The following is a 21,917-nucleotide window of genomic DNA, read 5'->3' as shown; positions in this document are numbered from 1 at the left end:
GTTAAAACCCCCGTCTCATAGCTAAAGTCGGTTAAAACCGACTGAAAGACTCATAAAATAAAAGTTTTAGAGAAATATTTCAGTCCTCTTCAGAGGACTTTAGCTATGAGACAGGGGTTTCAACCCCTGTCGGTCTGGCGGGATGACAGACAACACGAAAAGCGCGAAAATTCCCCAAAATATCCAATGTAAAAACTCTATTAAATATCCACTTAACACAGCTATGAAATTAAACCGATTTACAAAATATTTAATTGTATTCGCTCTAATATTACTATCTACAACCACACTGAATTATACAACATTTGTCCGCGCCCAGGAGCCGCCACAAGTGCAAATTACCCAACCAGAACCAAACCCAGTAGTACCAGAAAGCATTTTCATGAGTCAACTTCCCCCTGGGGCGCGACTGGTTGACATCCGCACCGTAAATCCCAACATTCGCCTCGATATCCGGTACGCCACTACTAACAATTTCTTGAAACGGAAACTTTACCCTATATCGAAATGCGCCTTGAGAAGTTCTGTTGCTCAAAAGTTAGGGCTAGTTCAAACTGATTTGGAAAAAATCGGATTGGGTTTGAAAGTTTACGATTGCTACAGGCCTTTCTCTGTCACTAAGCAAATGTGGCAAGCTTGGCCAGATCCGCGCTATGTTGCTAATCCTGCTAGGGGTTCGCGGCACAATCGCGGTGCTGCTATTGATTTGACTTTAGTCGATCGCACCGGCAAAGAATTAGAAATGCCTACACCTTACGATGATTTTACCGAAAAAGCTCACGGAGATTATCAAGGCGGCAGCGCAGAATCTCGGAAAAATCGTCAAGTGCTTAAGGATGCGATGAAAAAACACGGATTTATGGGTATCACAACCGAATGGTGGCACTTTGATTCGGAGGATTGGCAGAAGTTTGCAATTCTTGATATATCCCTTGGGGCGATTCCTTAATTTTAGGACTTATGCACTCCGACAAAGAAACCGGGTTTTTTCGCGAATCTGTGCGCCACAACGCGTCTGCTCGTAAAAACCCGGTTTCTGACCACCCGTGCGTAATTATCATTCTATAAACCTGCATATTTATCGCAATTTTACCGAAAATTCGTATTCGTATCCCCGGAAATTCGAGTCTAATTGTAATGTGTAATTGCCTGTTACTGGCACTTTTCCCGTCCACTCTGTTTCATTGCCTTCATAAGGATTTCCTGCTAATAGTTGGCCACGAGGAGTTATAATTTGCGGAAAAACATCTTTCCGATTCCTAACAGTCATTGTTTGACCTTTTCGGGCGCGAATCCGGTAATAGTGAGTGCCGCCGCCGATAATTCGACCTTTAACAATTGCCTCATCTCCTCCCGGCCGAAAATTAATCTGCTGGTTGACGTTAGAACAACTGCTTTCGGTGCGGTTTTTGGCAATCCAACCGGGCGGATCTGTAATTCGCAGCCAACCGTTTTGTTCTTCGGCGACTGAAACAAAGGTATTATTTTTAAGTTTTCCTACTATTTGGCTGCCCCTTACTTGCGGGATCGATCGCACATTTAGCGGTGGATTCGGATCGCTGACTACAGCCATACTGATTTTGCAACCCGAATTTGGCGGTGTGACAACTACGGGCTCAACTTTTCGCGGAGGGACTCCTGCAACTAGCGAGGATTGAAGTGCTGGGGTTTTGGCAGGTTGGGCTGCGGATTTCGGAGATTCCGCAGGCTGGGTTTTTGCTTGCAGAGATTCGGGATTGTTCGCTGGCCCTGCAATCTGGTTTCGGGTGGATGCGGGCGATTCTGCAAGGGGAAGATCGGATTGTTTCATCGCACCCGACTGTATAGTTGCAACGGCCACTCCCACCGCTGTTGCCACTCCTGCTAAGCTTACTGTGATGATTTGACGCTTCGTAAATGACATAAAAAATCCTCTCTGTATCTATACTAATAATTTTTGTTTGGGAGTTGGGGCGATCGCCAGTTAATTTATAGTGGAAATACCTAGTGCCGACCACAGGGTCATTCGATTTTAGATTTTAGATTTTGGATTTTGGATTGACTTGCGCGAGATAAATTCGGGGGCTGGAGGATTTTCGATTTTCGATTTGGGATTGATTCCACGGATAAATCACGTGGCGGGTACCAGCTTTGAAATTCGCTTGTCAGAATTTTTAGATAAAATTTCAGATCCATAATTGCCGCAATAATTTGAGTCAATATATACTGGACGCCTATACTGATGGTAATCTTGCTCTGGGGTATTTGCGCGCAAATTTGCGAAAGTAAGCGTTCAGCGCGAGGTACATAAAATGTCAAAATTGATTCCTCTGAGATTACAACCGCCTCGCGATCGATTATTGGAGGAGGTGAAGCAGGAAGTCCAAGCAGGCCTCGCGCAATCTTTGCACGCTGCTGTGCTGGCTAACCTCAGCCAAGATTCGCCGCCAACGGGTGTTAACCGCTGTTGGGATGTGGAAGTGAAAGCGGGGAACCGTCCGAGTTTTCGGCTTCCTCCCAAAGCCAGCATTGCCAAAGTGTTCGATCGCACCGGTGGCAAATTGGTAATTTTGGGAGCCACGGGTGCAGGCAAAACTACAACGCTGCTAGAATTAGCTCGCGTGTTAATTTCCCGCGCCCAAAAAGATGCTAGTTTTCCAGTACCAGTGCTGTTTGAACTCGGATCGTGGAAAGCAGAATCCGGGGCGATCGCCGATTGGTTAATTGCTCAACTTCAGTTCAAATACGGCATCTCTCCTGCTGTAGGCAAAAAATGGCTTGCCGAACAACAATTGCTGCCTCTTCTCGACGGCTTGGACGAAGTGGAAACCCACCGCCAAAATATCTGCATTCAAGCAATCAATCACTTTGTTGAAAGCGAATTTAAACCCAAACATTTAGTAGCTTGCAGCAGTTTTGAAGCTTACAAAAACTGCGAAAGTCGATTTCGCCTGCAAGCAGCGGTTTTATTGAAACCTTTAACAGAAACTAAAATCCAAAATTATCTGCTAGAAGCCAGAAGTCGAGAACTTTGGTACAGCATTGAGCATGAGCCGGAGTTGTTGAAATTGGCAAAAGTTCCCTTGCTTTTGAGCATGATGGCTTTGGCTTACGACGATATTTTAATTGAAGCTTGGAAGCGCATAACTTCGGCCGAAGAACAGCGCAAATATCTCTTAACTGCCTATATTCGCCACCAAATCACCGGGCAAGTCAAGCAGTATCCCAGAGGTAAGGAACTGCGGCCCGAACAAATTCGCTACTGGCTGGGATGGCTGGCGAGAAGGATGGAAGAGCAAGGAATTCAAGAATTTTACCTCGATCGCATACCGTCTAGCTGGCTGCAAACAGAGGAGCAGCGGCGCAAGTATCAGCTTGGAGTTAAGCTGCTTGGCGGGCTGATTTGGGTGATTTTGGGATTAATTGCCAGCTTAGTCTCCGGGTCAATTTGGGGAATAATTGCGGGTGCTGTTGCTGCGGTAATTAGTGCTTTGTTGCCGGGAATTCCGGGGATTGAAAGTTTTATCTTGCGCCTGGTTCTGTGGTCTAACGGCTACATTCCTTGGGATTACAAGCGTTTTCTCGATGCTGCCACCGATCGCTTGTTGCTGCAAAAAACTGGCGATCGGCGTTATCGATTTATTCACGATTTACTGCAAAAACATTTTGCTGAAATTAGTCATTAGTAATTAGTTATTCGTTAGTTGTTATGTGGAGTTGCCAAATTAATGAGCTATTAAGTAAGCCTCGCTCAAAAAAACCGAATATCCCGAACCCCTACTTCTAGAGGAAGTCCGGGTTCTAAGAGAAGGTTAGTGGTATTTTTGCCATTTGAAATAGCTGGAGCGCAGTAAATTCTAATCCATCAAAAAGTGGATCTGTTAATAGGGTATCTCCCATATAAGTCTGCGGTGCTGCATCGGGGTAAAAAACTGTAATGCTTCTCGCCTTGCTATCTACTACCCAAACCCGCAAAACCTTAGCATCTAAATAATCTCTCGCTTTAGCAGCTAACTGACCGAAAGTTTGTTCGGGTGAAATAATTTCTATGACTAATTCGGGGGCTACAGGACAAGCTTCATCTTGATTCCAGTCGGGAGATAAGCGTTGGTAAGAAACATATAAAAGATCGGGTACTGGCACCCAGTCTCGCCCAAGTCTGGTTAATCTTACCGCCCATTCTACACCAATTTCTCCCCGTTCCTCACCCCACTGTTCGAGGATTTTTATTAGGCTTCTGGTGAGGCGAGAATGAAATTTTTTAGGTGACATCTTCGGTACTGCTTGCTCGTCAATAAGTTCGTAGGTAATATCGCCTTCTCCTTCGGGAAGAGTGAGAAACTCTTCCAGAGTTAGTTGAGTTTTTGTCTGGAGCATAATATTCCTCTGCTGTGGGCAGGCAAGTTAGTATTATTTTAACTTAAACATTCATTGACATAATACAAATGTTATGATAGAAATTGGCCAAATCTCAGATTTTAACTGCCGAATTTGCGATCGACTCCTAGATCGACACCCCCAAAAGGTTAATATTCTAGTCTGACCCTCCTGCAATCATTGCTTCACCTCCTATGGCAGAAACCTTACTTTTCAACGCCCTCCGCGAGGCGTTAGACGAAGAAATGGCCCGCGACTCCGCCGTATTCGTACTCGGCGAAGACGTAGGCCAATACGGCGGTTCCTACAAAGTCACCAAAGACCTCTACAACAAATACGGCGAACTTAGAGTGCTCGACACCCCGATCGCCGAAAATAGCTTTACGGGTATGGCAGTAGGCGCAGCAATGACGGGATTGCGGCCGGTCATCGAAGGCATGAACATGGGCTTTTTGCTGCTGGCCTTCAACCAAATTTCCAACAACGCCGGAATGCTGCGCTACACATCGGGCGGCAACTTCAAAATGCCAATGGTAATTCGTGGGCCCGGGGGCGTGGGCCGGCAACTCGGCGCCGAACACTCCCAGCGGTTAGAAGCATATTTCCAAGCAGTACCGGGTTTGAAAATAGTCGCCTGTTCGACTCCCTACAACGCCAAAGGACTCTTAAAATCAGCCATCCGCGACGATAACCCCGTTCTGTTTTTCGAGCACGTTCTTCTTTACAACCTCAAAGAAAATTTGCCAGAAACAGAATATTTAGTGCCGCTGGACAAAGCAGAAATTGTGCGATCGGGCAAAGATGTCACAATCGTGACATATTCGAGGATGCGACACCACGTCATGCAAGCCGTGCCCGCCCTGGTAAAAGAAGGTTACGATCCAGAAGTAATCGACCTAATTTCTCTCAAACCCTTGGACATGGAGACCATCGGCGCATCCATTCGCAAAACTCACAAAGTAATTATTGTAGAGGAGTGCATGAAAACAGGAGGCATCGGTGCCGAACTAATTGCCTCAATCAGCGATCGATTTTTTGACGAACTCGACGCACCAGTTTTGCGCCTGTCTTCACAAGATATTCCCACACCTTACAACGGCAATTTGGAAAGACTGACAATTGTCCAGCCCAATCAAATTGTCGAAGCCGTCCAAAAAATGGTAGCTTTGCGAGTATAAATAGTCATCAGTCATTAGCCATTAGTCATTAGTTATCACTCTTTTGTTGTTCGCTAAAACTAACGATATCCAGCAGGACATTGATGCTAAAAAACGGATGCACCGATTGATTATTTCTTGCACCTAACTACTGACTAATGACCAATGACTAATGACTAATGACTAATGACTAATAATTAAATATGCAAAAACAACGTTCCCTATTAGCCCTAATTTTTGTTCTAATCATCGCCGCCATTACTGTAATAGTAACAATTCCGACGCGGCTGGGATTAGACTTGCAAGGAGGGTCGCAACTCACAATTCAAGTAAAAACTACCCCCACAATTCCCAAAATTGACCAGGGAATGTTAGAAGCAGTGCGGCGGATTGTCGAAAACCGGGTCAACGGTTTGGGTGTTTCCGAAGCATTAGTCCAAACAGTAGGAGAAGACCAAATTCTCGTGCAGTTGCCAGGAGTAAATGACCCGCAGCAAGCAGAACGAGTTTTGGGCGGTACGGCCAAGCTAGAATTTCTGGAACAACTGCCCGGAACAGAAGCACAATTGGGCATTGAAAGGCAGTTGCAGCAGGAATTGCTGGTCAAACAAGCAGAACTGAAAATTAGCCCGAATGAGGCAGCTATTAAAGAAAATCAGGCTGCTTTGACAAGAAGCAATGAGGCGATCGCCAAACTCTTCAAAAGCAGCGGCCTCGGCGGCGAAAACCTCAAAGACGCTCAACCTCAACCCTTGGCTTCTGGGAACAACTGGAACGTTGCTCTTGTTTTCGATACCAAAGGAGGCGAACTATTTGCCCAACTCACTAAAAATTTAGCAGGCACCGGACGCAGTATCGGTATTTTCCTAGACGATAGAATGATCAGTTCTCCAGTCGTCGGCGTTGAATTTGCCCAAACAGGAATTACTGGTGGAAGTGCCGTAATTCAAGGCAACTTTACAACCCAAGAAGCCAACGATTTGGCAGTGCAACTGCGGGGCGGCGCTTTGCCGGTACCAGTCGAAATTGTAGAAAACCGTACTGTCGGCGCTACCTTGGGTAGAGACAGCATTCAAAGCAGTATTAACGCAGGTATCGGCGGCTTGATTTTAGTCTTGATTTTCATGGTTGCCTACTATCGACTCCCTGGCGTAATTGCCAATATTGCGCTGTTAATTTATGCTCTGTTAACTTGGGCAGCTTTCGTGCTTTTGGGAGTGACATTAACGCTGCCGGGAATTGCTGGTTTTGTGCTCAGCATCGGGATGGCTGTGGATGCTAACGTGCTGATTTTTGAGCGCACCCGCGAAGAGTTGCGGGCGGGGAAATCGCTTTATCGATCGGTCGAATCGGGTTTTTACCGCGCTTTTTCCAGCATTTTAGACGGCAACGTCACAACAGTTATTGCTTGTGTTGCTTTGTTCTGGTTGGGCGCTGGTTTAGTTAAAGGGTTTGCTGTAACTCTGGCATTGGGCGTATTAGTGAGTATGTTTACTGCGCTCACTTGCAGCCGCACTCTGCTGTTCGTAGTATTGAGCTTTCCAGCCCTGCGGAAACCTCAGTTGTTCTGTCCCGATTTGTCGAAAACTGCTAATAGTTAACTGTTGACTGTTGACTGTTGACTTCTTCCTTCCTTCTTACATCCGTTACATTCGTTAAGGTGAGGCGCATCTACATTTGACAATCAAATTCGAGCAAATTCTTGTGGGGTGGGCGTCCCGCCCGCCCAAAAATACAATTTAGATGCGTAACAGCTTACACAATCCGTTGCCGAACTTCCCTCTTCCTTCAAATTATGAAATTCAGTGTAATCAAATATCGATCGCTCTGGTGGAGTATTTCCGCCGCTATAATCCTCGCAGGTATAGTGTCGATGGCGATTTCTTGGACTCGTCCCGACATCCGCGCACCACTGCGCCCCAGTTTGGACTTTATCGGCGGCACTCGGTTGCAATTTGAACTCGACTGCACAAAACCGGACAATTGTAAACCTATCGATCTTGCTGCTGTCCGCCAAGTCCTGGACACCCAAGGTTTGGCAGGTAGCAGCATTCAAGTTATCGGCCAAGAACAGCAGGGTTTGTCGCTGCGAACAAAAACTTTGGATGTCGAACAGCGGACTAATTTGCAAACAGCTTTGAGCGAAAAGATAGGCGCTTTTGCTCCTCAATCTACTCAAATTGATACGGTTGGGCCTACCCTCGGCAAACAGTTGTTTACTTCTGGTTTGCTGGCTTTGTTGGTTTCTTTTGCTGGAATTACTGCTTATCTGACATTCCGATTTCAGTTGGATTATGCCTTTTTTGCTTTTGTGGCTGTGCTTCACGACGTGTTGGTCACGCTTGGTGTTTTCTCGTTTTTGGGTTTAGTTCAAGGACTGGAAGTTGATAGTTTATTTGTGGTCGCGCTCTTGACACTTATCGGTTTTTCTGTTAACGATACTGTGGTAATTTACGATCGCGTGCGCGAAGTAATCAAGCTAAATCCGGGACAGTCGATCGATCAAATTGTCGATGATGCTGTCATGCAGACGCTGGGAAGGTCAATTAACACAACGTTTACCACGCTGCTGACATTGTTTTCAATCTTTTTGTTTGGTGGCGAAACCCTCAAATACTTTGCTTTAGCTTTGATTGTCGGTTTTATTGCTGGTTCGTATTCCAGTATTTTCGTTGCCAGTACGCTGCTAGCTTGGTGGCGCAGTCGCACCGGTCACTCCATCCCCGTCCCCGCAGAAGGAATCAACCAGTCCGAGGAAGTTTAATTGACTGTTAACAGTTAACTGTTGACGGTTAACTGTTGACGGTTAACTGTTGACTGACTAATAATAAATCATCAAATAACCAATAACCAATGACAAATGACAAATGACAAATAACAAATGACTACTGACCAAACTTTTGAAATTGAAGTCCAAAGGCTTCACAAACTAACAGTTTACGGCCGCTGGTTAACAGTGATATTGCTGTGGATTAGCGTCGGTTCTTTGAGCATTTGGGGTTTGCGCCGCGAAATCGCTTTGTGGTTAGAACACTTCACTTGGGTCGCAGTGCGCTATGGTTTATCTTTTCATCGCTGGCCCACTCTCGGTTTAGGTTTGTGCTTGGGGATGACTTTGGGAGTGCTAACTTGGCAAAGTCGCAATATGGTGCGAGGGTTGCCCCTGCGGGAAAAACAGGGTTTGGAACAACAAGTTCGTCGCATTCGCCAACAGGGGCCGAGTCATCCTTTGTGGAAGTGGGTTTGCAAAGGTTCGCGGTAGCCGACGGGCTTTATTCTTTAGTCCTAGACGCACTCCAACCTAAGAAACCGGGTTTTTTACCGAATCTGCGCGCTGCAAGCAAATATGAGGGTGAAAAACCCGGTTTCTGACCACCTTTGAGTAGATGCTAATTATTTTAAATCCGTTAAATCCCGTACATTGCTCGTTGCCGAACTTCCTTCTGTTGTATCACGCAAAGCGAGGCAAAATCTGTGCGAGGGAAGACTGTTGAAGCGGAATTTCGATCGCAAATTCGGCTCCTTTTCCCGGTTCCGAAAAGCACTTCAATGCGCCGCCATGTTGGTTGACAACAATTTCATAGCTAATCGACAGTCCCAAACCCGTTCCTTGGCCGACCGGCTTAGTAGTAAAGAAAGGGTCAAACAACCGCTTCCGAACATCTTCTGTCATCCCCGGGCCGTTGTCAGAAATTTTAATTATTACCTTTTTTTTATCAATTAACTCGGTGCGAATCAGAATCGTAGGAATCAGGCGGGTAGACTTAGAAACTGATGATTGAGTCTTTGTACTAGACTGATTTTTTTCGCCTAATTGCGACTTATTTGCGTTTTTTTTATCGACATTTTCGTATGTATTAGACTCAACCAGAGCGTAAACTGCATTAAGTAAAATATTCATAAATACCTGATTGAGTTGTCCGGGATAGCACTGCACCAGTGGCAAGTCGCTGTATTCTTTGTGAATTTCTATCGCCTCCTGCCCCGGTTTTCCTTTAAGCTGGCTTTGCAAAAGCATAATCGTATTGTTGATACCGTCGTGAATGTTGACTTGCTTCATTTCAGCTTCGTCTAATCTGCAAAAATTCCGCAGCGACAAAACGATGTCGCGCACTCTTTCTGCACCTTGCTGCATAGAATTTAAGACTCTGGGCAAGTCTTCTAGCAAATAATCTAGTTCTATTTTTTCCGCTTCCGCTGCAATTTCCGGTATGAATGCGGGACACTGCTGCCTGTAGATTTCGAGCATCTGCATTAAAGCTTGCGTGTACTCTTTAGCGTGGTGCAAATTGCTGTAGATAAAGCCGATGGGATTGTTGATTTCGTGAGCTACTCCTGCTACTAACTGCCCCAAAGAAGACATTTTTTCTGTTTGAATTAGTTGAGTTTGAGTGCGCTGAAGTTCCAGCAGGGCAAGTTCGAGCTGTTGGGCTTGATGTCTCAATTGTGCTTGCGACTCGCGCATCGCCACGGTTGATAACTCGTGAATTTGCAACTGAGAAAGCAGCAGTTGGTGTACGTCTAAAAGTTTGTAAGTTTCCGGTTCTACTTGTACTACAATTGGTTCGTGGATTAGTTCGGGCGATCGCTCCAAAGACTGCCGCACTGCTGTCATAATTGAGGTGTCGCGATCGAGAACCAACATATCAGTTTTAGTAAAGCGGTAGAGTATGAACAAAGGCTGTTGAGAAAATAACTCCAAGCTGTAGGGGCGGCTCATGTGTTCAAAATAACGCCGCCGCGAAATCATCCCTATAAACTTTCCTTGCTGAGTGATGATGATGCCCGGAACTAAAGGGTTTGCTTGAAAAATTTTAGCAACTTCGTCTCCCGGACACTCAGATTCTAGGAGAAAGTCGTACAGGGTTAATTCCTGTAGAGTCGATCGCAAACCAAGCGACGATTTTAGGGGACTCAACCCGTCAGTTTCATACACTGCTCCCTCCTTTGGTAATTGGCAGTTGTGGTTTGCTGCTGGAGTATTGCCTACTATTTAGAAGGCTTTTTCAACTCTTTTTATAGCTTAGTCATCAACTTTCCTCTGCTCCCTCGAACCCAGTTAATTCAGCAGGATTTTTTTCCTTAAATCGTGCTGGTGTCACCAGAAATGATATTGCAGGTTAGATTGATTTAACAGCAGACACCCCTTTGAAACCTGACTATGTATTGAATTTTATATATCCAAGATTTTACTAATCCGAATATAACAGTCATAACTATTTTTAATGTTTGATGACATTAAATTGGTTCAGATGGATAGACATCTGCGACCTGTGGCAGTACATTTCGTATTGCCCCTTGCGTAAAATTATATTACAATAAGACAAGAATAGCGACAAATCAGCAGCCGATCGCCCGATTTGAAAATTCAGGCAAAACAGGTTTCCGGCAATTGCCAAGAAATGTCAATTGTCAGTTTTTTTGCACAAATGCCGATCGCACTCAACCCGAAGATTGTATTGTAGGTAGTCTCAGAGCCAAGGACAGCCGATGGCGAGCAATTTGTCAAGTTCGGCAGCTTATACTTTAGCCGCATCGAGACTCCAAAGCTTCACCAACGAAATTTTTCCCGGCAGATGCTAAAGTTGTGCGATCGCAGCTAAAACTCACATTCGACACATCCGCTTGATGTGCCTTAAAATTTTCCAGAAAAGTACCATCGGGTTCCCAACTTGAGATTCAAACTTTGTCGCTGGCAAATCGGACACGGAGAATCAAGAGGAAGCAGAAGCAAATAATTCTATTTTACCTTTCCGTTTCCCCAAATTCAACTTCAATGTGAACAAGTTGGTTTAGTTGCGGTAATATTTCGATCATTATTACTTCTCCTCCCCCTTGATTTTAGGCAATTCTCATTAGAAACTCTAAGATGTTGATTTGAGGAACCTCGGGGGGTCGGGTTTGATGTGGCGATCGCACTGAGCTAAATTGAAATAACATTTGAGGAAAGTAAGCGACGGTTTTCATGTGCGGTTTCCCGAACGAGAGGTGGTAATTGTATACACGGCGGGACGATCGTACTTTCAGTACAATGTCAGTATTTCAACCTGTACACCTGTTGAGTCTGAGTCTCTGAGAGTGTGGAAGTCGCTCTCATCCTTTCGTTGTCTGGATTGGACGCTTTTCAAGGATTAGGCGGTGCGAGGGCCAGAAGCAGACAGTTAACCAAACGGCACAAGGAGATAGGGACAGATGGGATAAGCCCAGAAGCGAGAGAGTCAGAGAATTTTCATCATCATACCTTCAGAAAATCACGACAGCAGCAGCAATATCACCCAAAAGAATGATTGATTCAAAAAAAGTTGCGTGTTATATTTCAATATCATTCTATACAAAAATACTTTTACCTAAAAGGAGAACAAAAAATGGACACACCTACTGATCGCGCACAAGAACCAGTCGGGACAAGAGAGCTCGAATCAATACCTGTATCTGAAAAAGTTTCTGCCCAAAAAGTTTCTGAGGTTAATTTTGAAACGACTCCTCTAGAAACCCCTGCTTATACTCAGGAAAAAGTTAGCGTCGAGGAGGTAAAAATTAACGGCGACGATTTGGTTGCTAAAGTTAAAGAACTGATTCACGAAGGAAATATCCGCCGCATCATTATCAAAAATGAAGAGGGACGGATCTTAGTAGAAGTTCCTTTGACAGTGGGAGTAGTCGGCGGAGTCATCGGTGCGGCGTTGTTTCCAGTCATTGCAGCAGTAGGAGCGATAGGTGCATTAGTAGCTCACATGACCATCATCATTGAAAGAACAGAATAAAAAAATTCGTAAGGATTCAGGTCAAAAAAACTTCGGTGACAAAAGTTGGTAAAATAAACCAATGAAAAAGCCCGCAGCAACCAGAAAGCAGAAAAAAACCGAAATATAGCAGTTGAGCCAAGCTTAACTTGTAGAAATGGTACTGGGGCTGCAAAAAATCATTGAATAATTGCAAGAAAAACTAGGGATTGCTACGGGCAAAAATCCAACCACCAGTCAGACTTGCTTCACTACGTTCGCAATGACAGGAAATCCTAGTACGTGCATCCAGGATTAACTGGTTCCCAGGCTGGAGCCTGGGAACTGAGGAATGAGAAATAACTTCCACAAACTTGTGGAAGTTATTTAATTCTCATTCCTTAGTCCAAACCGAGAGTTAAGCAACGTTTGCACGCGCCCGATTCAGAGACATGGATTAGGGCGTACTGCAATAGAAGGATAGGCAGAAATTAATCGCTTAAAACAGCTTTTTCCTCTGTTGTTGGATACCGAAGCAATTTATCAAGAATGGGAGCGACTGGCGATCGCAAATAAGGTTGTAGGTGTTAACGTTTATGATGCGCGGCTAGTAGCTGCTATGCTAGTTCATGGTTTAACCCATATCCTAACTTTTAACATTGCTGATTTCGCTCGTTATTCACAAATTACGGCTGTTAATCCTCCAACTGTAAAACCTTGATTAATTGGGAATTTAACAGAAATTATACTCCGAGCAAAGAACAGGCTTTCCGGCCTGTTCCACAAAAAGCTAATTTGATTGTGGGGAGTAGGAGTTAAGCCGGAGAGCCCGCCCTTAGATTTTACCGGGTGTTAGCAAAATTAGCTGTTTTGACAAGATCGATCGCACTTCATCCAATCCCATCTCCACATTCCCCAAAATCTCCCCAACAGTCTTCTCTCCTTTACCTTGCCCAGGCGAGGTTCCCTCTTTCTCCCCCCCTTGATAAGGGGGGGCTGGGGGGGGTGCACAACCTTGCAAAAACTCAAATTCAGCACTTGACAAATTGAGCAATTGGTAATTGCAATCAAACACTTGTTGACTCGGCCAACCGTGCATACAACCACTCAACTCAGGAATTGCCGCCAAAAGTGCCTTATCGTCCGACCAATCAATCTTATTAACAGGCTTTTTGCCCAAGAAAAACTCGTAATGAGTGATTTCCGTATCCAACAATTCAATTAATCGATAAAGCTCCCGTTCCGTCAAACCCTGAGCTCTTTCTATCAATTCCGGCGCTTTCCCCAAAAGTCTTTCTAACTGCCAATATCCCGGATTTGAGAAACCGATAAATTCCAATCCCGAAGCGTCAATTAACTCGAACAAAGTCTCGATATTGTAGTCAATTTCCTGCGGGTGAACGTACATATCAGCAAAACATTCGTCCCGCTGATTTTCTCCTGCCCAACGCTGTTTTTCGTACTTGACAAGACGGTTGTTTTCTGGTAGAGAAGCAAAGATTTGACGACCGACTTTCACACCATCGGGATAGTCACCTTTTTGGGAACCTTGGAGAAGTCCGATCGCCCTTTGCATGAGTTGAATTTCCCAGCGTCCGAGCTCAGCATACACAAAAATGTGCATCAAACCGCCCGCCGCCAACTTCGCCGCCAGGGCTTGAATGCCCCGGATCGGATCGGGTAAATGGTGCAGCACACCCACGCAGTTGATCAAATCAAACTCGCCCTCTAACTCGGCGGCATCGTACAGGCTGAGGTGGCGGAAATCTGCTTCGCGCGCTCCCGATCGCCGACAGCGTTCTTGTGCTACCTTCAAAGCACCCGCACTCAGGTCGATCGCCGTCACCGAAGCTTCGGGATTGAGGTGAATCAGATAATCGGTACTCGAACCCGTGCCGCAGCCAGCATCTAAAATCCGAACATCTAGTTTTGGCGGCTTTTGGCCGGTGCAAAAATTGTAAGCATCAGGCCAACTCCAGCGCCAGTTGTAGCCTGGGGGCGGTTCATCTGACAAAGGATCGGGCGGGAAAGGGAAAGTATCGTAAAGCCGCCGCACGGCAGCACTGATATCGGGTGTAGTATCCATAGGTGACATTTGTTGGGCTTGGGGATTCGGGATTGGACTGACAACTGACCGCTGACCACTGACCGACAGCAATTTGATCCGCGCCCCCCGGATTTATCGGTGGGGTCGATTCTTCAATCTAAAATCTAAAATCTAAAATCTAAAATCGGTTGACAGCTTCTGCGTAATAAAACTTATCATTTTTTCTCATATAAGCTCTCTTAAATCTATACAATAAATCTCGACAGGCTTTTTAACAAACGAGGACTGTCAATAGCCCACCGCTGAACTGTCGGGTAAAGCGGAGGCGTCTTTCAAAAGAGCAACAGGTCTCGAAACAGGCAGAAGAAAATTTTTGATTTTCTTTTCCTTTAATTCAAGGCACTGGCTGCAATCGCCCAAAGGCAACTCTCCTGCCGAGTCTTTTTTTCCACGGGTATACCGACGGATCGCAGCGGAGGGAGTACCCCGTGCCTGCCTTCGGATCGGACATTTACCCGCAGGCAGAAAGATGAAACCAAAACATTTTAATCTAAGAAAGTAAGCGCGCCCGAACCTCGTGACAGGTAAAGGCAAAAAGTAAACAAAGCAAAAATACCTACTTTGACCTGCATGAGAAGGCAAGGTTAGTCTGGTTAAATGCTGCAACGATTTAGATAGGGAGCGAAAGAGTCTAATGACTGTAAAAGCAAGTGGTGGAAGCTCGGTTGCGCGTCCGCAACTATATCAAACTGTACCGGTCGCAACAATTTCGCAAGCAGAACAGCAAGACCGCTTTCTACAGCGGGGCGAACTCAGCGAACTGGCAAGTTATTTCAGTTCCGGGGCTCTTCGGATCGATATCTCTGCGACGCTGACCCAAAACTCGGAACTGATAGTATCCCGCGCAGCTAACCGGATTTTTACCGGCGGTTCCCCGCTGGCATTTTTGGAAAGACCACAAGAACCTGCGATGGCTGTAGCAGGGGCGGCACGTGGCGGTTCGGCGAATGTCTCTGAAGGCATGAAACTGGGAAATGTCACCTACGTAGAAAGCCGCTCTGGCGGCAACGGCGGTGGCGGCGGCGGATTCTTGGGGCTAGGAAATCTATTTTCTGGCAACGGTGGCGGCTACAGCGGCCCAATCCCAGCAGGATTTCAGCCGATCAATGTCTCGCGCTACGGCCCGGGCAACATGACCAAATCTCTGCGGGACTTGAGCTGGTTTTTGCGTTACATCACCTACGCAATTGTCGCTGGCGACCCGAATATTATTTCGGTGAACGTGCGCGGATTGCGGGAAATCATCGAAAATGCTTGCTCTTCGGCGGCCACAATTGTGGCAATGCAGGAAATGAAGGCAGCATCTTTGGGCTATTTCCGAAACAATGCAGAGGCTAGTGCGATCGTCGGACAGTATTTCGACGTAGCAATTACCGAATTCAAAGCTCCCACACCTTCAGACAAGGTGCGGCAGCGCGAAAGCAACGACCAGCAAGGGCTGCAACTGCCTCAGATTTACTTCAACGCAGCCGAGCGACGGTCGAAATTCGTCATGAAAACCGGTCTGTCTTCGGCCGAAAAGATAGAAGTAGTCAAAGCAGCTTACCGCCAAGTATTCGAGCGCGATATTACCCGCGCATACAGCCAAAGCATTTCTGACTTGGAATCCAAGGTCAAAAATGGCGAAATCTCGATGAAAGAGTTTATTCGCCGCCTTGGCAAATCTCCTCTGTACCGTCAGCAATTCTACGAGCCGTTTGTCAACAGCCGCGCTGTAGAACTTGCCGCCCGCCACTTCCTCGGCCGCGGTTTGAGCTCGCGGGAGGAATTTAGCAAGTATTTTGCGATCGTCAGCAAAGGCGGCCTGCCAGCCCTCGTAGACGCGATGGTTTATTCCCAGGAGTATTCCGACTACTTCGGCGAAGAAACAGTGCCTTACCTGCGCGGTTTGGGCCAAGAAGCTCAGGAGTGTCGCAACTGGGGCCCGCAAATTGATTTGTTCAATTTCAGCGCTCCGTTCCGCAAGGTTCCTCAGTTCATCACCTTGTTTGCTGGCTACACCCAGCCTCTGCCAGACCAGCACGTTTACGGTGTTGGCAATGACCCCTTAGAAATTCAGTTCGGCGCGATTTTCCCGAAAGAAACTCGCAACCCCAAGAGCCGTCCAGCTCCCTTCGGCAAAGACACTCGCCGTATCCTGATCCGTCAAGGTGCGGGGATTGACAATCAGTTGAGCAATCCGGCGGCTCGCGGTGCTGCTCCTGGTTCTCTGGGCCCCAAGGTCTTTAAATTAGACCAGTTACCGAGCAACTATGTTGCTTCCAAGAAAACTGCCCGCGGTGTCTCCAGCAGCTACAGCAATTCTTCCAGTGTCAAATATACCGAAAGTTCCACCCAAGCGGTGATTCGGGCTGCTTACCTGCAAGTGTTTGGTCGCGATGTGTTCGACGGGCAGCGCCAAAAGGTAGCGGAAATTAAGCTGGAAAACGGCGAGATTCCGATGCGCGAGTTTATTCGGATGTTGGCGAAGTCTGATGTGTTCCGCAATATGTACTGGAGCAAGCTCTACGTTTGTAAGGCGATCGAGTACATTCACCGCCGACTCCTGGGACGCCCTACCTACGGCCGTCAGGAAATGAACGCTTACTTTGACATTTGCGCCAAGAAGGGTTTCTACGCGCTAGTCGATAGCATCATGGACAGCATGGAGTACAACGAAGCTTTCGGGGAAGATACAGTGCCCTACGAGCGCTATGTGACTCCCGGTGGTTTGTCGATGCGGACGATGCGATCGGGTTCCATCGCTGAGCAAAATTTCCAAGCTCAGACGCCCGAAACTCCTCGGTTTATTGAACTGGGTACAGCAGGCAACCGAGGCGATATCGAGTTGCAAAGTCGGATTGCTCAAGGTGTTAGCAAGCGGCGCGAACAAACTAAGATGTTCAAGCTGACGACAACTTCGGACAAAGTAGCTTTGAAAACTTTAATTCAAGCTGCTTACCGTCAAATTTTTGAACGCGATTTAAACCCCTACGTTGTGAAGAATGAATTCACGGCGCTCGAAAGCAAACTGGGCAACAATGAAATCAATCTCAAGGAGTTCATTGAGGCTTTGGGCTGCTCGTCGCTGTACATCAAACAGTTCTACGCACCTTATCCCAATACTAAGGTAATTGAGTTGGGTACGAAGCACTTCTTGGGCCGTGCTCCTCGCAATCAAGCGGAGATTCGGACTTATAACCAAATCTTGGCAAGTAAAGGGATTAAGGGCTTTATCAACGCGATGTTGAACAGCGTTGAATATGCTGAGGCTTTTGGTGAGGATACTGTTCCTTACCGCCGCTTCCCGACTCTACCTGCTGCTAATTTCCCGAATACTGAAAGACTGTACAACCAGTTGACTAAGCAGAATGGTGAAATTGTGGTTCCGAGTTTTGAGCCTGTGGCTGCGATCGACAGAAGCTAACAACAAACTGCAAGAAAGTTGATTTTGTAGGTTGACAAAAATCCCTCGCTATGGTAATGCTGTAGCGGGGGATTTTTGGTAATGTTACGCTGTTGATCGATCGGCGAGTCCCATAGTCCGACAGGGATTGAACTCCCTGTGTCCTAGCTAAAGTCCTTGCTATGAGGACTGAGGTGGGCGATCGTTTGATTTGGCGTTTCAGTCGGTTTTAACTGATATCTTGCACCATTCTCAATTAGCCCTAGGGGCGGGTTCGCCAACAGCCTTAAAGCTTGCAAATAGGTTCTATAAACCCGCCCGACCCCACGAAAAATCCTCTTATTGATATTGCTGCAAGATGTCAGTTAAAACCGACTTTAACTCTCTCGACGGGGATTTCTATCACTGCTAGGACTCAAAGCAAAACCCGATCGCCCCAAAAGTGCGATCGGGGTCGATCGATGAGTCCGAGAGTCCGACAGGGATTGAAATCCCTGTCTCATAGCTGAAGTCCACTTAAGTGGACTAAATTGAACCACAGTTTGATGAGACTGAGAAATTTGATAACGGGCAGGCAAGCGTGAGAAATGGTTGGCAATTCAGTATGGTCTCTGACCACGAATTTCTTGATGGTACCCGCCACGTGATTTATCCGTGGAATCAACCCAAAATCGAAAATCGAAAATCCTCAAGAAAGAGCATTTATCCGTGGGGTCGCCTCTAAAATCTAAAATCTAAAATCTAAAATCGATTGACTGTACTGAGTATATTTAGGATTTGAATAATTAAACTAACTGCCACTCAAGAATACCAAACTACAAAGTATAGGACGAAAAGAATATGGGTTTGTCGATCTAAGCTGTTGTGCATTTAATTTGTATGTTAACGGCGGGCTTTCGGGCCCAAGCCCTACTTCCCACAAGAGAAAAAATTTATTTTACTATGCAATTTAAATGCGGATTAGCTTATTGATTTCGCTAATCTTAGGATTATTAATTACAGCCATGATTAATCGGTTAATGGCGATATAGCAACCGCCTTGGCGGTTTCTATACTAGCGTGTTTTTTTATTCAAACTGACAACAAGTATTTTTTGTATCGGAGGCGGAATATGGATAATTTATCGGACAATTCAGCATAGAAAACACAATATATTGGTTTATGAAGTCGGGGCGGAAACTTGCACCCGCCCTTTAGATATTCGGTTAACCGTACTCAAATAGCCACTTTAACGCGAGAACATTACCGCCCACTCTTCGTCGTTGATTTCAATATACAAAATTGCGATCGGCACAGACAGATCCATTACCTAGTTATCGGGCATTAGTGATTTCCCTTCATTCCCTATAGGCAAAAATTAGGTATAATTGGTTAGCGCGTATTATGATAAAAGTTTAAAAAAAGAAGGGCCAGGGAGGGAAGAACCCAAACGCGATAGTGATGAGTCATTACCCATCTAAAATCTAAAATCTAAAATCTAAAATCTAAATTTGTATGAGCTACATCAAGATATTGACCGCAAAATAAAACAGCACAATAAACGGGCCACTTGTTCTGATTAGTAAAGTAGCGAAATGAATAAGGTATTAGGGCATAATGTTGTGAAAGATGGAACAGGGTATGGAACTAAATTTACAGAAATTTTATAGCGCCTGCAATCCCAGCTACACCCTGGCAGTAGCAAATCAACAAGACCGACAATACTATATCGATTTCTCTTCAGTGCGGGGCGGCACGATCGTAGAACAATTGGAGCGCACCATCAGCCGTCTGTCCCCCGATTCACCTACCTGTCAATTATTCACCGGTCACATCGGCTCTGGTAAATCAACTGAATTGCTGCGGCTACAAGCTCAATTGCAGCAACAAGGATTTCATGTTGTTTATTTTGAGTCGAGTAAAGACTTAGACATGGCAGATGTAGATATCACTGACATTTTATTGAGCGTTGCTCGTCAGGTGAGCGAAAGTATCGAGAAAATGAAAATCAAGCTGCAACCGACGGGTTTTAAAGCTTTGCTCAAAGGGGTTGCTGATGTTTTTCAAACTCAAATAGACTTGAGTGCTGAAGCTAATGTCCCTGGTTTTGGGGAAATAAATGCCAGCACGGAGGGAGAATTTTCTCTGTCTTTGGGAATTGGGAAAATTACTGCTAAGGCGAAAGATGCTCCGAATCTGCGATCGGAGTTAAGGCAATATTTGGAGCCGCGAACTAACGTAATTTTAGATGCACTGAATAAGGAGTTGCTGGAACCGGCTAACCAAGAACTGAAACGCCAGGGAAAACAGGGACTTGTGGTAATTATCGACAATCTCGATCGCATACACCTGTGCGCGAAACCGACGGGGCGACTGCAGCCGGAATACCTGTTTGTCGATCGCGGCGAACAATTGGCAAGACTAAATTGCCACGTCGTGTATACAATTCCTTTGGTGCTGATTTTCTCTAACGATTTGGGCCAGTTGACCAATCGATTTGGGGTAGATCCGAAGGTTTTGCCGATGGTGCCGGTGCAGTTTAGCGATGGTTCTGAGTGTTCTGAGGGTGTGGAATTGCTGCGGCAAATGGTTCTGGCGCGGGCTTTTCCAACGGTGCATCCTTCACAGCGCTATGCTTTGGTGGGCAAAGTTTTCGACTCTGCGGAAACTCTCGATCGCCTGTGTCGAGTCAGCGGCGGTCATGTCCGCAATTTGCTGCAACTACTGTATGGCTGTCTGCAGAAACAAGACCCTCCTCTGTCGCGGGAAACTTTGGAAAATGTGATCGTCCAGCGCCGCCACCAGCTTACTTTGGCGATCGAACCTGATGAGTGGCAATTGCTGCGCCAAGTATCCGTTACCAAAACTGTGAACGGGGAAACTAAATACCAAATATTGCTGCGGAGTCTCTGGGTGTTTGAATACCGTTACGGCGAAGATTATTGGTTTGATGTCAATCCGATTTTGGCTGACGCCAAAGAGTTTCGGGAAACAGTTGAGAGTTGACAGTTGACAGTTGACAGTTGATGGTTGAGAGTTGATGGTTGATGGTTGAGAGTTATCTCCGCCTAATCATAAACAGTCAACAGTCAACTAACAAAAATGATTAAAGGCACGACTAAACTGTTAGGAGTAATTGGTCATCCCGTCGAACATTCTTTGTCGCCGGCGATGCACAATGCTGCTATTTCCCACTTGGGAGTCGATTTTGTTTACTTGCCGTTTCCGGTAAAACCAGGGGATTTAAAAGCTGCTCTTGCAGGATTTGCGGCGATCGGCGTTCGGGGATTTAGCATCACGATTCCCCACAAACAAGCAATCTTACCGCTGTTGTCAGAAGTTTCCCCGATCGCCCGATCGATCGGCGCAGTCAATACCGTATACCTGACTGACAAAGGTTGGTGCGGCACAAATACAGACGTTGAAGGCTTTCTCGCGCCCCTGCAAACCCCCCCAACCCCCCCTTACCAAGGGGGGGCTAGGGGGGATTCCGAAGAAACGGGCAATACGGCAGTCGAATCCTGTCCCCCCCCTTACCAAGGGGGGGCTAGGGGGGGTTCCGAAGAAACGGGCAATACGGCTGTTGAATCCTGTCCCCCCCCTTACCAAGGGGGGGCTAGGGGGGGTTCCGATTGGAGTCAGAAAGTAGCGGTAATTTTGGGGAATGGCGGGGCCGCGAGAGCTGTTGTGGCTGGATGCGCTCAATTGGGATGTGCAGAGATTCACGTTGTCGGCCGCAACGAACAAAATTTAGGGGAATTTCAGCAGAGTTGGGTCAATTCTCCGATGCCCGTGCATAATTTGCAGGTGCATACTTGGGATAATTTGTCAAGCTTAATCTCGCAGGCAGATTTGCTGGTGAACACGACGCCTGTGGGGATGTATCCGCAGGGGGAAAAGTCGCCGGTTGCGGCTGGTGAGATCGATCGAATTTCAGCAGGTGCGATCGTCTATGATTTAATTTACACCCCTAATCCTACCCAGTTTCTCAAAGATGCGAAGCTTCGGGGAGCGCGAGCTATTGACGGACTCCCCATGCTAGTTCAACAAGGAGCAGCCGCCTTAAAAATTTGGCTGGATCAAGAATCCGTCCCAGTCGATGTGATGCGCCAAGCCTTGCGCCAGCATTTAGGTCTAGATTAATGCCATTTCTTCAAAAAGTAGCTGTAGTTTTCAGAATTCCTATAAGCAGGAATTTGAGGCCCAATTCG

The 21,917-nt window shown here is 46.3% G+C and carries 17 protein-coding genes; 11 read left to right on the top strand and 6 right to left on the bottom strand.

Features of this window, described 5'->3' with window-relative positions; all coding sequences use genetic code 11:
- The first annotated feature begins 223 nt into the window (after window positions 1-223).
- Complete coding sequence (locus tag QUB39_RS01695) at window positions 224-949, top strand: M15 family metallopeptidase (RefSeq protein WP_333054492.1); 726 nt, start codon at window positions 224-226, stop codon at window positions 947-949.
- Between the two features lie 129 nt (window positions 950-1,078).
- Here the strand turns inward: QUB39_RS01695 and QUB39_RS01690 are convergent, their stop codons facing one another.
- Complete coding sequence (locus tag QUB39_RS01690; protein ID WP_333210204.1) at window positions 1,079-1,903, bottom strand: SH3 domain-containing protein; 825 nt, start codon at window positions 1,901-1,903, stop codon at window positions 1,079-1,081.
- A 388-nt stretch (window positions 1,904-2,291) separates the two neighbouring features.
- Here QUB39_RS01690 and QUB39_RS01685 point away from each other — a divergent pair, with 388 nt between their 5' ends.
- Window positions 2,292-3,665 (top strand): NACHT domain-containing protein, encoded by a 1,374-nt coding sequence (locus QUB39_RS01685; protein ID WP_333210202.1) that lies wholly within the window; start codon window positions 2,292-2,294, stop codon window positions 3,663-3,665.
- Window positions 3,666-3,780: 115 nt separating this feature from the next.
- Here QUB39_RS01685 and QUB39_RS01680 read toward each other — a convergent pair whose 3' ends face one another.
- Window positions 3,781-4,356, bottom strand: a complete 576-nt coding sequence (locus QUB39_RS01680) for a Uma2 family endonuclease (protein WP_333153824.1) — start codon at window positions 4,354-4,356, stop codon at window positions 3,781-3,783.
- Between the two features lie 194 nt (window positions 4,357-4,550).
- On the opposite strand from QUB39_RS01680, the gene QUB39_RS01675 reads away from it, so the two are divergent.
- The 4 genes from QUB39_RS01675 to QUB39_RS01660 all read left to right on the top strand — a co-directional run bounded on the left by QUB39_RS01675 (window position 4,551) and on the right by QUB39_RS01660 (window position 8,775).
- Window positions 4,551-5,534, top strand: a complete 984-nt coding sequence (locus QUB39_RS01675; protein WP_333109434.1) for an alpha-ketoacid dehydrogenase subunit beta — start codon at window positions 4,551-4,553, stop codon at window positions 5,532-5,534.
- A gap of 182 nt (window positions 5,535-5,716) precedes the next feature.
- Window positions 5,717-7,114, top strand: a complete 1,398-nt coding sequence (secD, locus tag QUB39_RS01670; protein WP_333054497.1) for a protein translocase subunit SecD — start codon at window positions 5,717-5,719, stop codon at window positions 7,112-7,114.
- Between the two features lie 194 nt (window positions 7,115-7,308).
- Window positions 7,309-8,277 carry a protein translocase subunit SecF gene (gene secF, locus QUB39_RS01665; protein ID WP_333210200.1) on the top strand — a complete coding sequence of 323 codons (969 nt, stop codon included), beginning with the start codon at window positions 7,309-7,311 and terminating at the stop codon, window positions 8,275-8,277.
- Window positions 8,278-8,394: 117 nt separating this feature from the next.
- Window positions 8,395-8,775 (top strand): hypothetical protein, encoded by a 381-nt coding sequence (locus tag QUB39_RS01660; RefSeq protein ID WP_333210197.1) that lies wholly within the window; start codon window positions 8,395-8,397, stop codon window positions 8,773-8,775.
- A gap of 189 nt (window positions 8,776-8,964) precedes the next feature.
- Here the strand turns inward: QUB39_RS01660 and QUB39_RS01655 are convergent, their stop codons facing one another.
- Together QUB39_RS01655 and QUB39_RS01650 are read right to left on the bottom strand one after the other, a co-directional pair.
- Complete coding sequence (locus tag QUB39_RS01655) at window positions 8,965-10,449, bottom strand: ATP-binding protein (RefSeq protein ID WP_333054500.1); 1,485 nt, start codon at window positions 10,447-10,449, stop codon at window positions 8,965-8,967.
- Between the two features lie 432 nt (window positions 10,450-10,881).
- The gene (locus QUB39_RS01650; RefSeq protein WP_333054501.1) at window positions 10,882-11,049 is read right to left on the bottom strand and encodes a hypothetical protein; all 168 of its coding nucleotides are present in this window, start codon (window positions 11,047-11,049) and stop codon (window positions 10,882-10,884) included.
- Between the two features lie 829 nt (window positions 11,050-11,878).
- Between QUB39_RS01650 and QUB39_RS01645 the strand changes: the two genes are divergently transcribed.
- Both QUB39_RS01645 and QUB39_RS01640 read left to right on the top strand, forming a co-directional pair.
- Window positions 11,879-12,277, top strand: coding sequence for a DUF4342 domain-containing protein (locus tag QUB39_RS01645; protein ID WP_333054502.1), 399 nt, complete (start codon window positions 11,879-11,881; stop codon window positions 12,275-12,277).
- 478 nt (window positions 12,278-12,755) lie between these two features.
- Entirely contained in the window at window positions 12,756-12,956 is a 201-nt protein-coding gene (locus tag QUB39_RS01640) for a hypothetical protein (RefSeq protein WP_333054503.1), read from the top strand.
- Window positions 12,957-13,070: 114 nt separating this feature from the next.
- Here QUB39_RS01640 and QUB39_RS01635 read toward each other — a convergent pair whose 3' ends face one another.
- Window positions 13,071-14,321 carry a class I SAM-dependent methyltransferase gene (locus QUB39_RS01635; protein WP_333210194.1) on the bottom strand — a complete coding sequence of 417 codons (1,251 nt, stop codon included), beginning with the start codon at window positions 14,319-14,321 and terminating at the stop codon, window positions 13,071-13,073.
- Window positions 14,322-14,976: 655 nt separating this feature from the next.
- Between QUB39_RS01635 and QUB39_RS01630 the strand changes: the two genes are divergently transcribed.
- Window positions 14,977-17,748, top strand: a complete 2,772-nt coding sequence (locus tag QUB39_RS01630; protein ID WP_333054505.1) for a phycobilisome rod-core linker polypeptide — start codon at window positions 14,977-14,979, stop codon at window positions 17,746-17,748.
- A gap of 356 nt (window positions 17,749-18,104) precedes the next feature.
- On the opposite strand, the gene QUB39_RS01625 is transcribed toward QUB39_RS01630, so the two are convergent.
- Window positions 18,105-18,230, bottom strand: a complete 126-nt coding sequence (locus QUB39_RS01625) for a hypothetical protein (protein WP_333210192.1) — start codon at window positions 18,228-18,230, stop codon at window positions 18,105-18,107.
- 1,117 nt (window positions 18,231-19,347) lie between these two features.
- Between QUB39_RS01625 and QUB39_RS01620 the strand changes: the two genes are divergently transcribed.
- Both QUB39_RS01620 and QUB39_RS01615 read left to right on the top strand, forming a co-directional pair.
- The gene (locus QUB39_RS01620; protein ID WP_333054506.1) at window positions 19,348-20,712 is read left to right on the top strand and encodes a P-loop NTPase fold protein; all 1,365 of its coding nucleotides are present in this window, start codon (window positions 19,348-19,350) and stop codon (window positions 20,710-20,712) included.
- A gap of 96 nt (window positions 20,713-20,808) precedes the next feature.
- Window positions 20,809-21,849: a shikimate dehydrogenase gene (locus QUB39_RS01615; RefSeq protein ID WP_333054508.1), complete on the top strand. Its 1,041-nt coding sequence runs from the start codon at window positions 20,809-20,811 to the stop codon at window positions 21,847-21,849.
- The last annotated feature ends 68 nt before the right edge of the window (window positions 21,850-21,917 follow it).

The organism is Microcoleus sp. AT8-B5, from assembly GCF_036705565.1.
GTDB lineage: Bacteria > Cyanobacteriota > Cyanobacteriia > Cyanobacteriales > Microcoleaceae > Microcoleus.
Note: the sequence above shows the minus strand (reverse complement) of the source record. Positions and strands in the feature narration are given on the sequence as shown.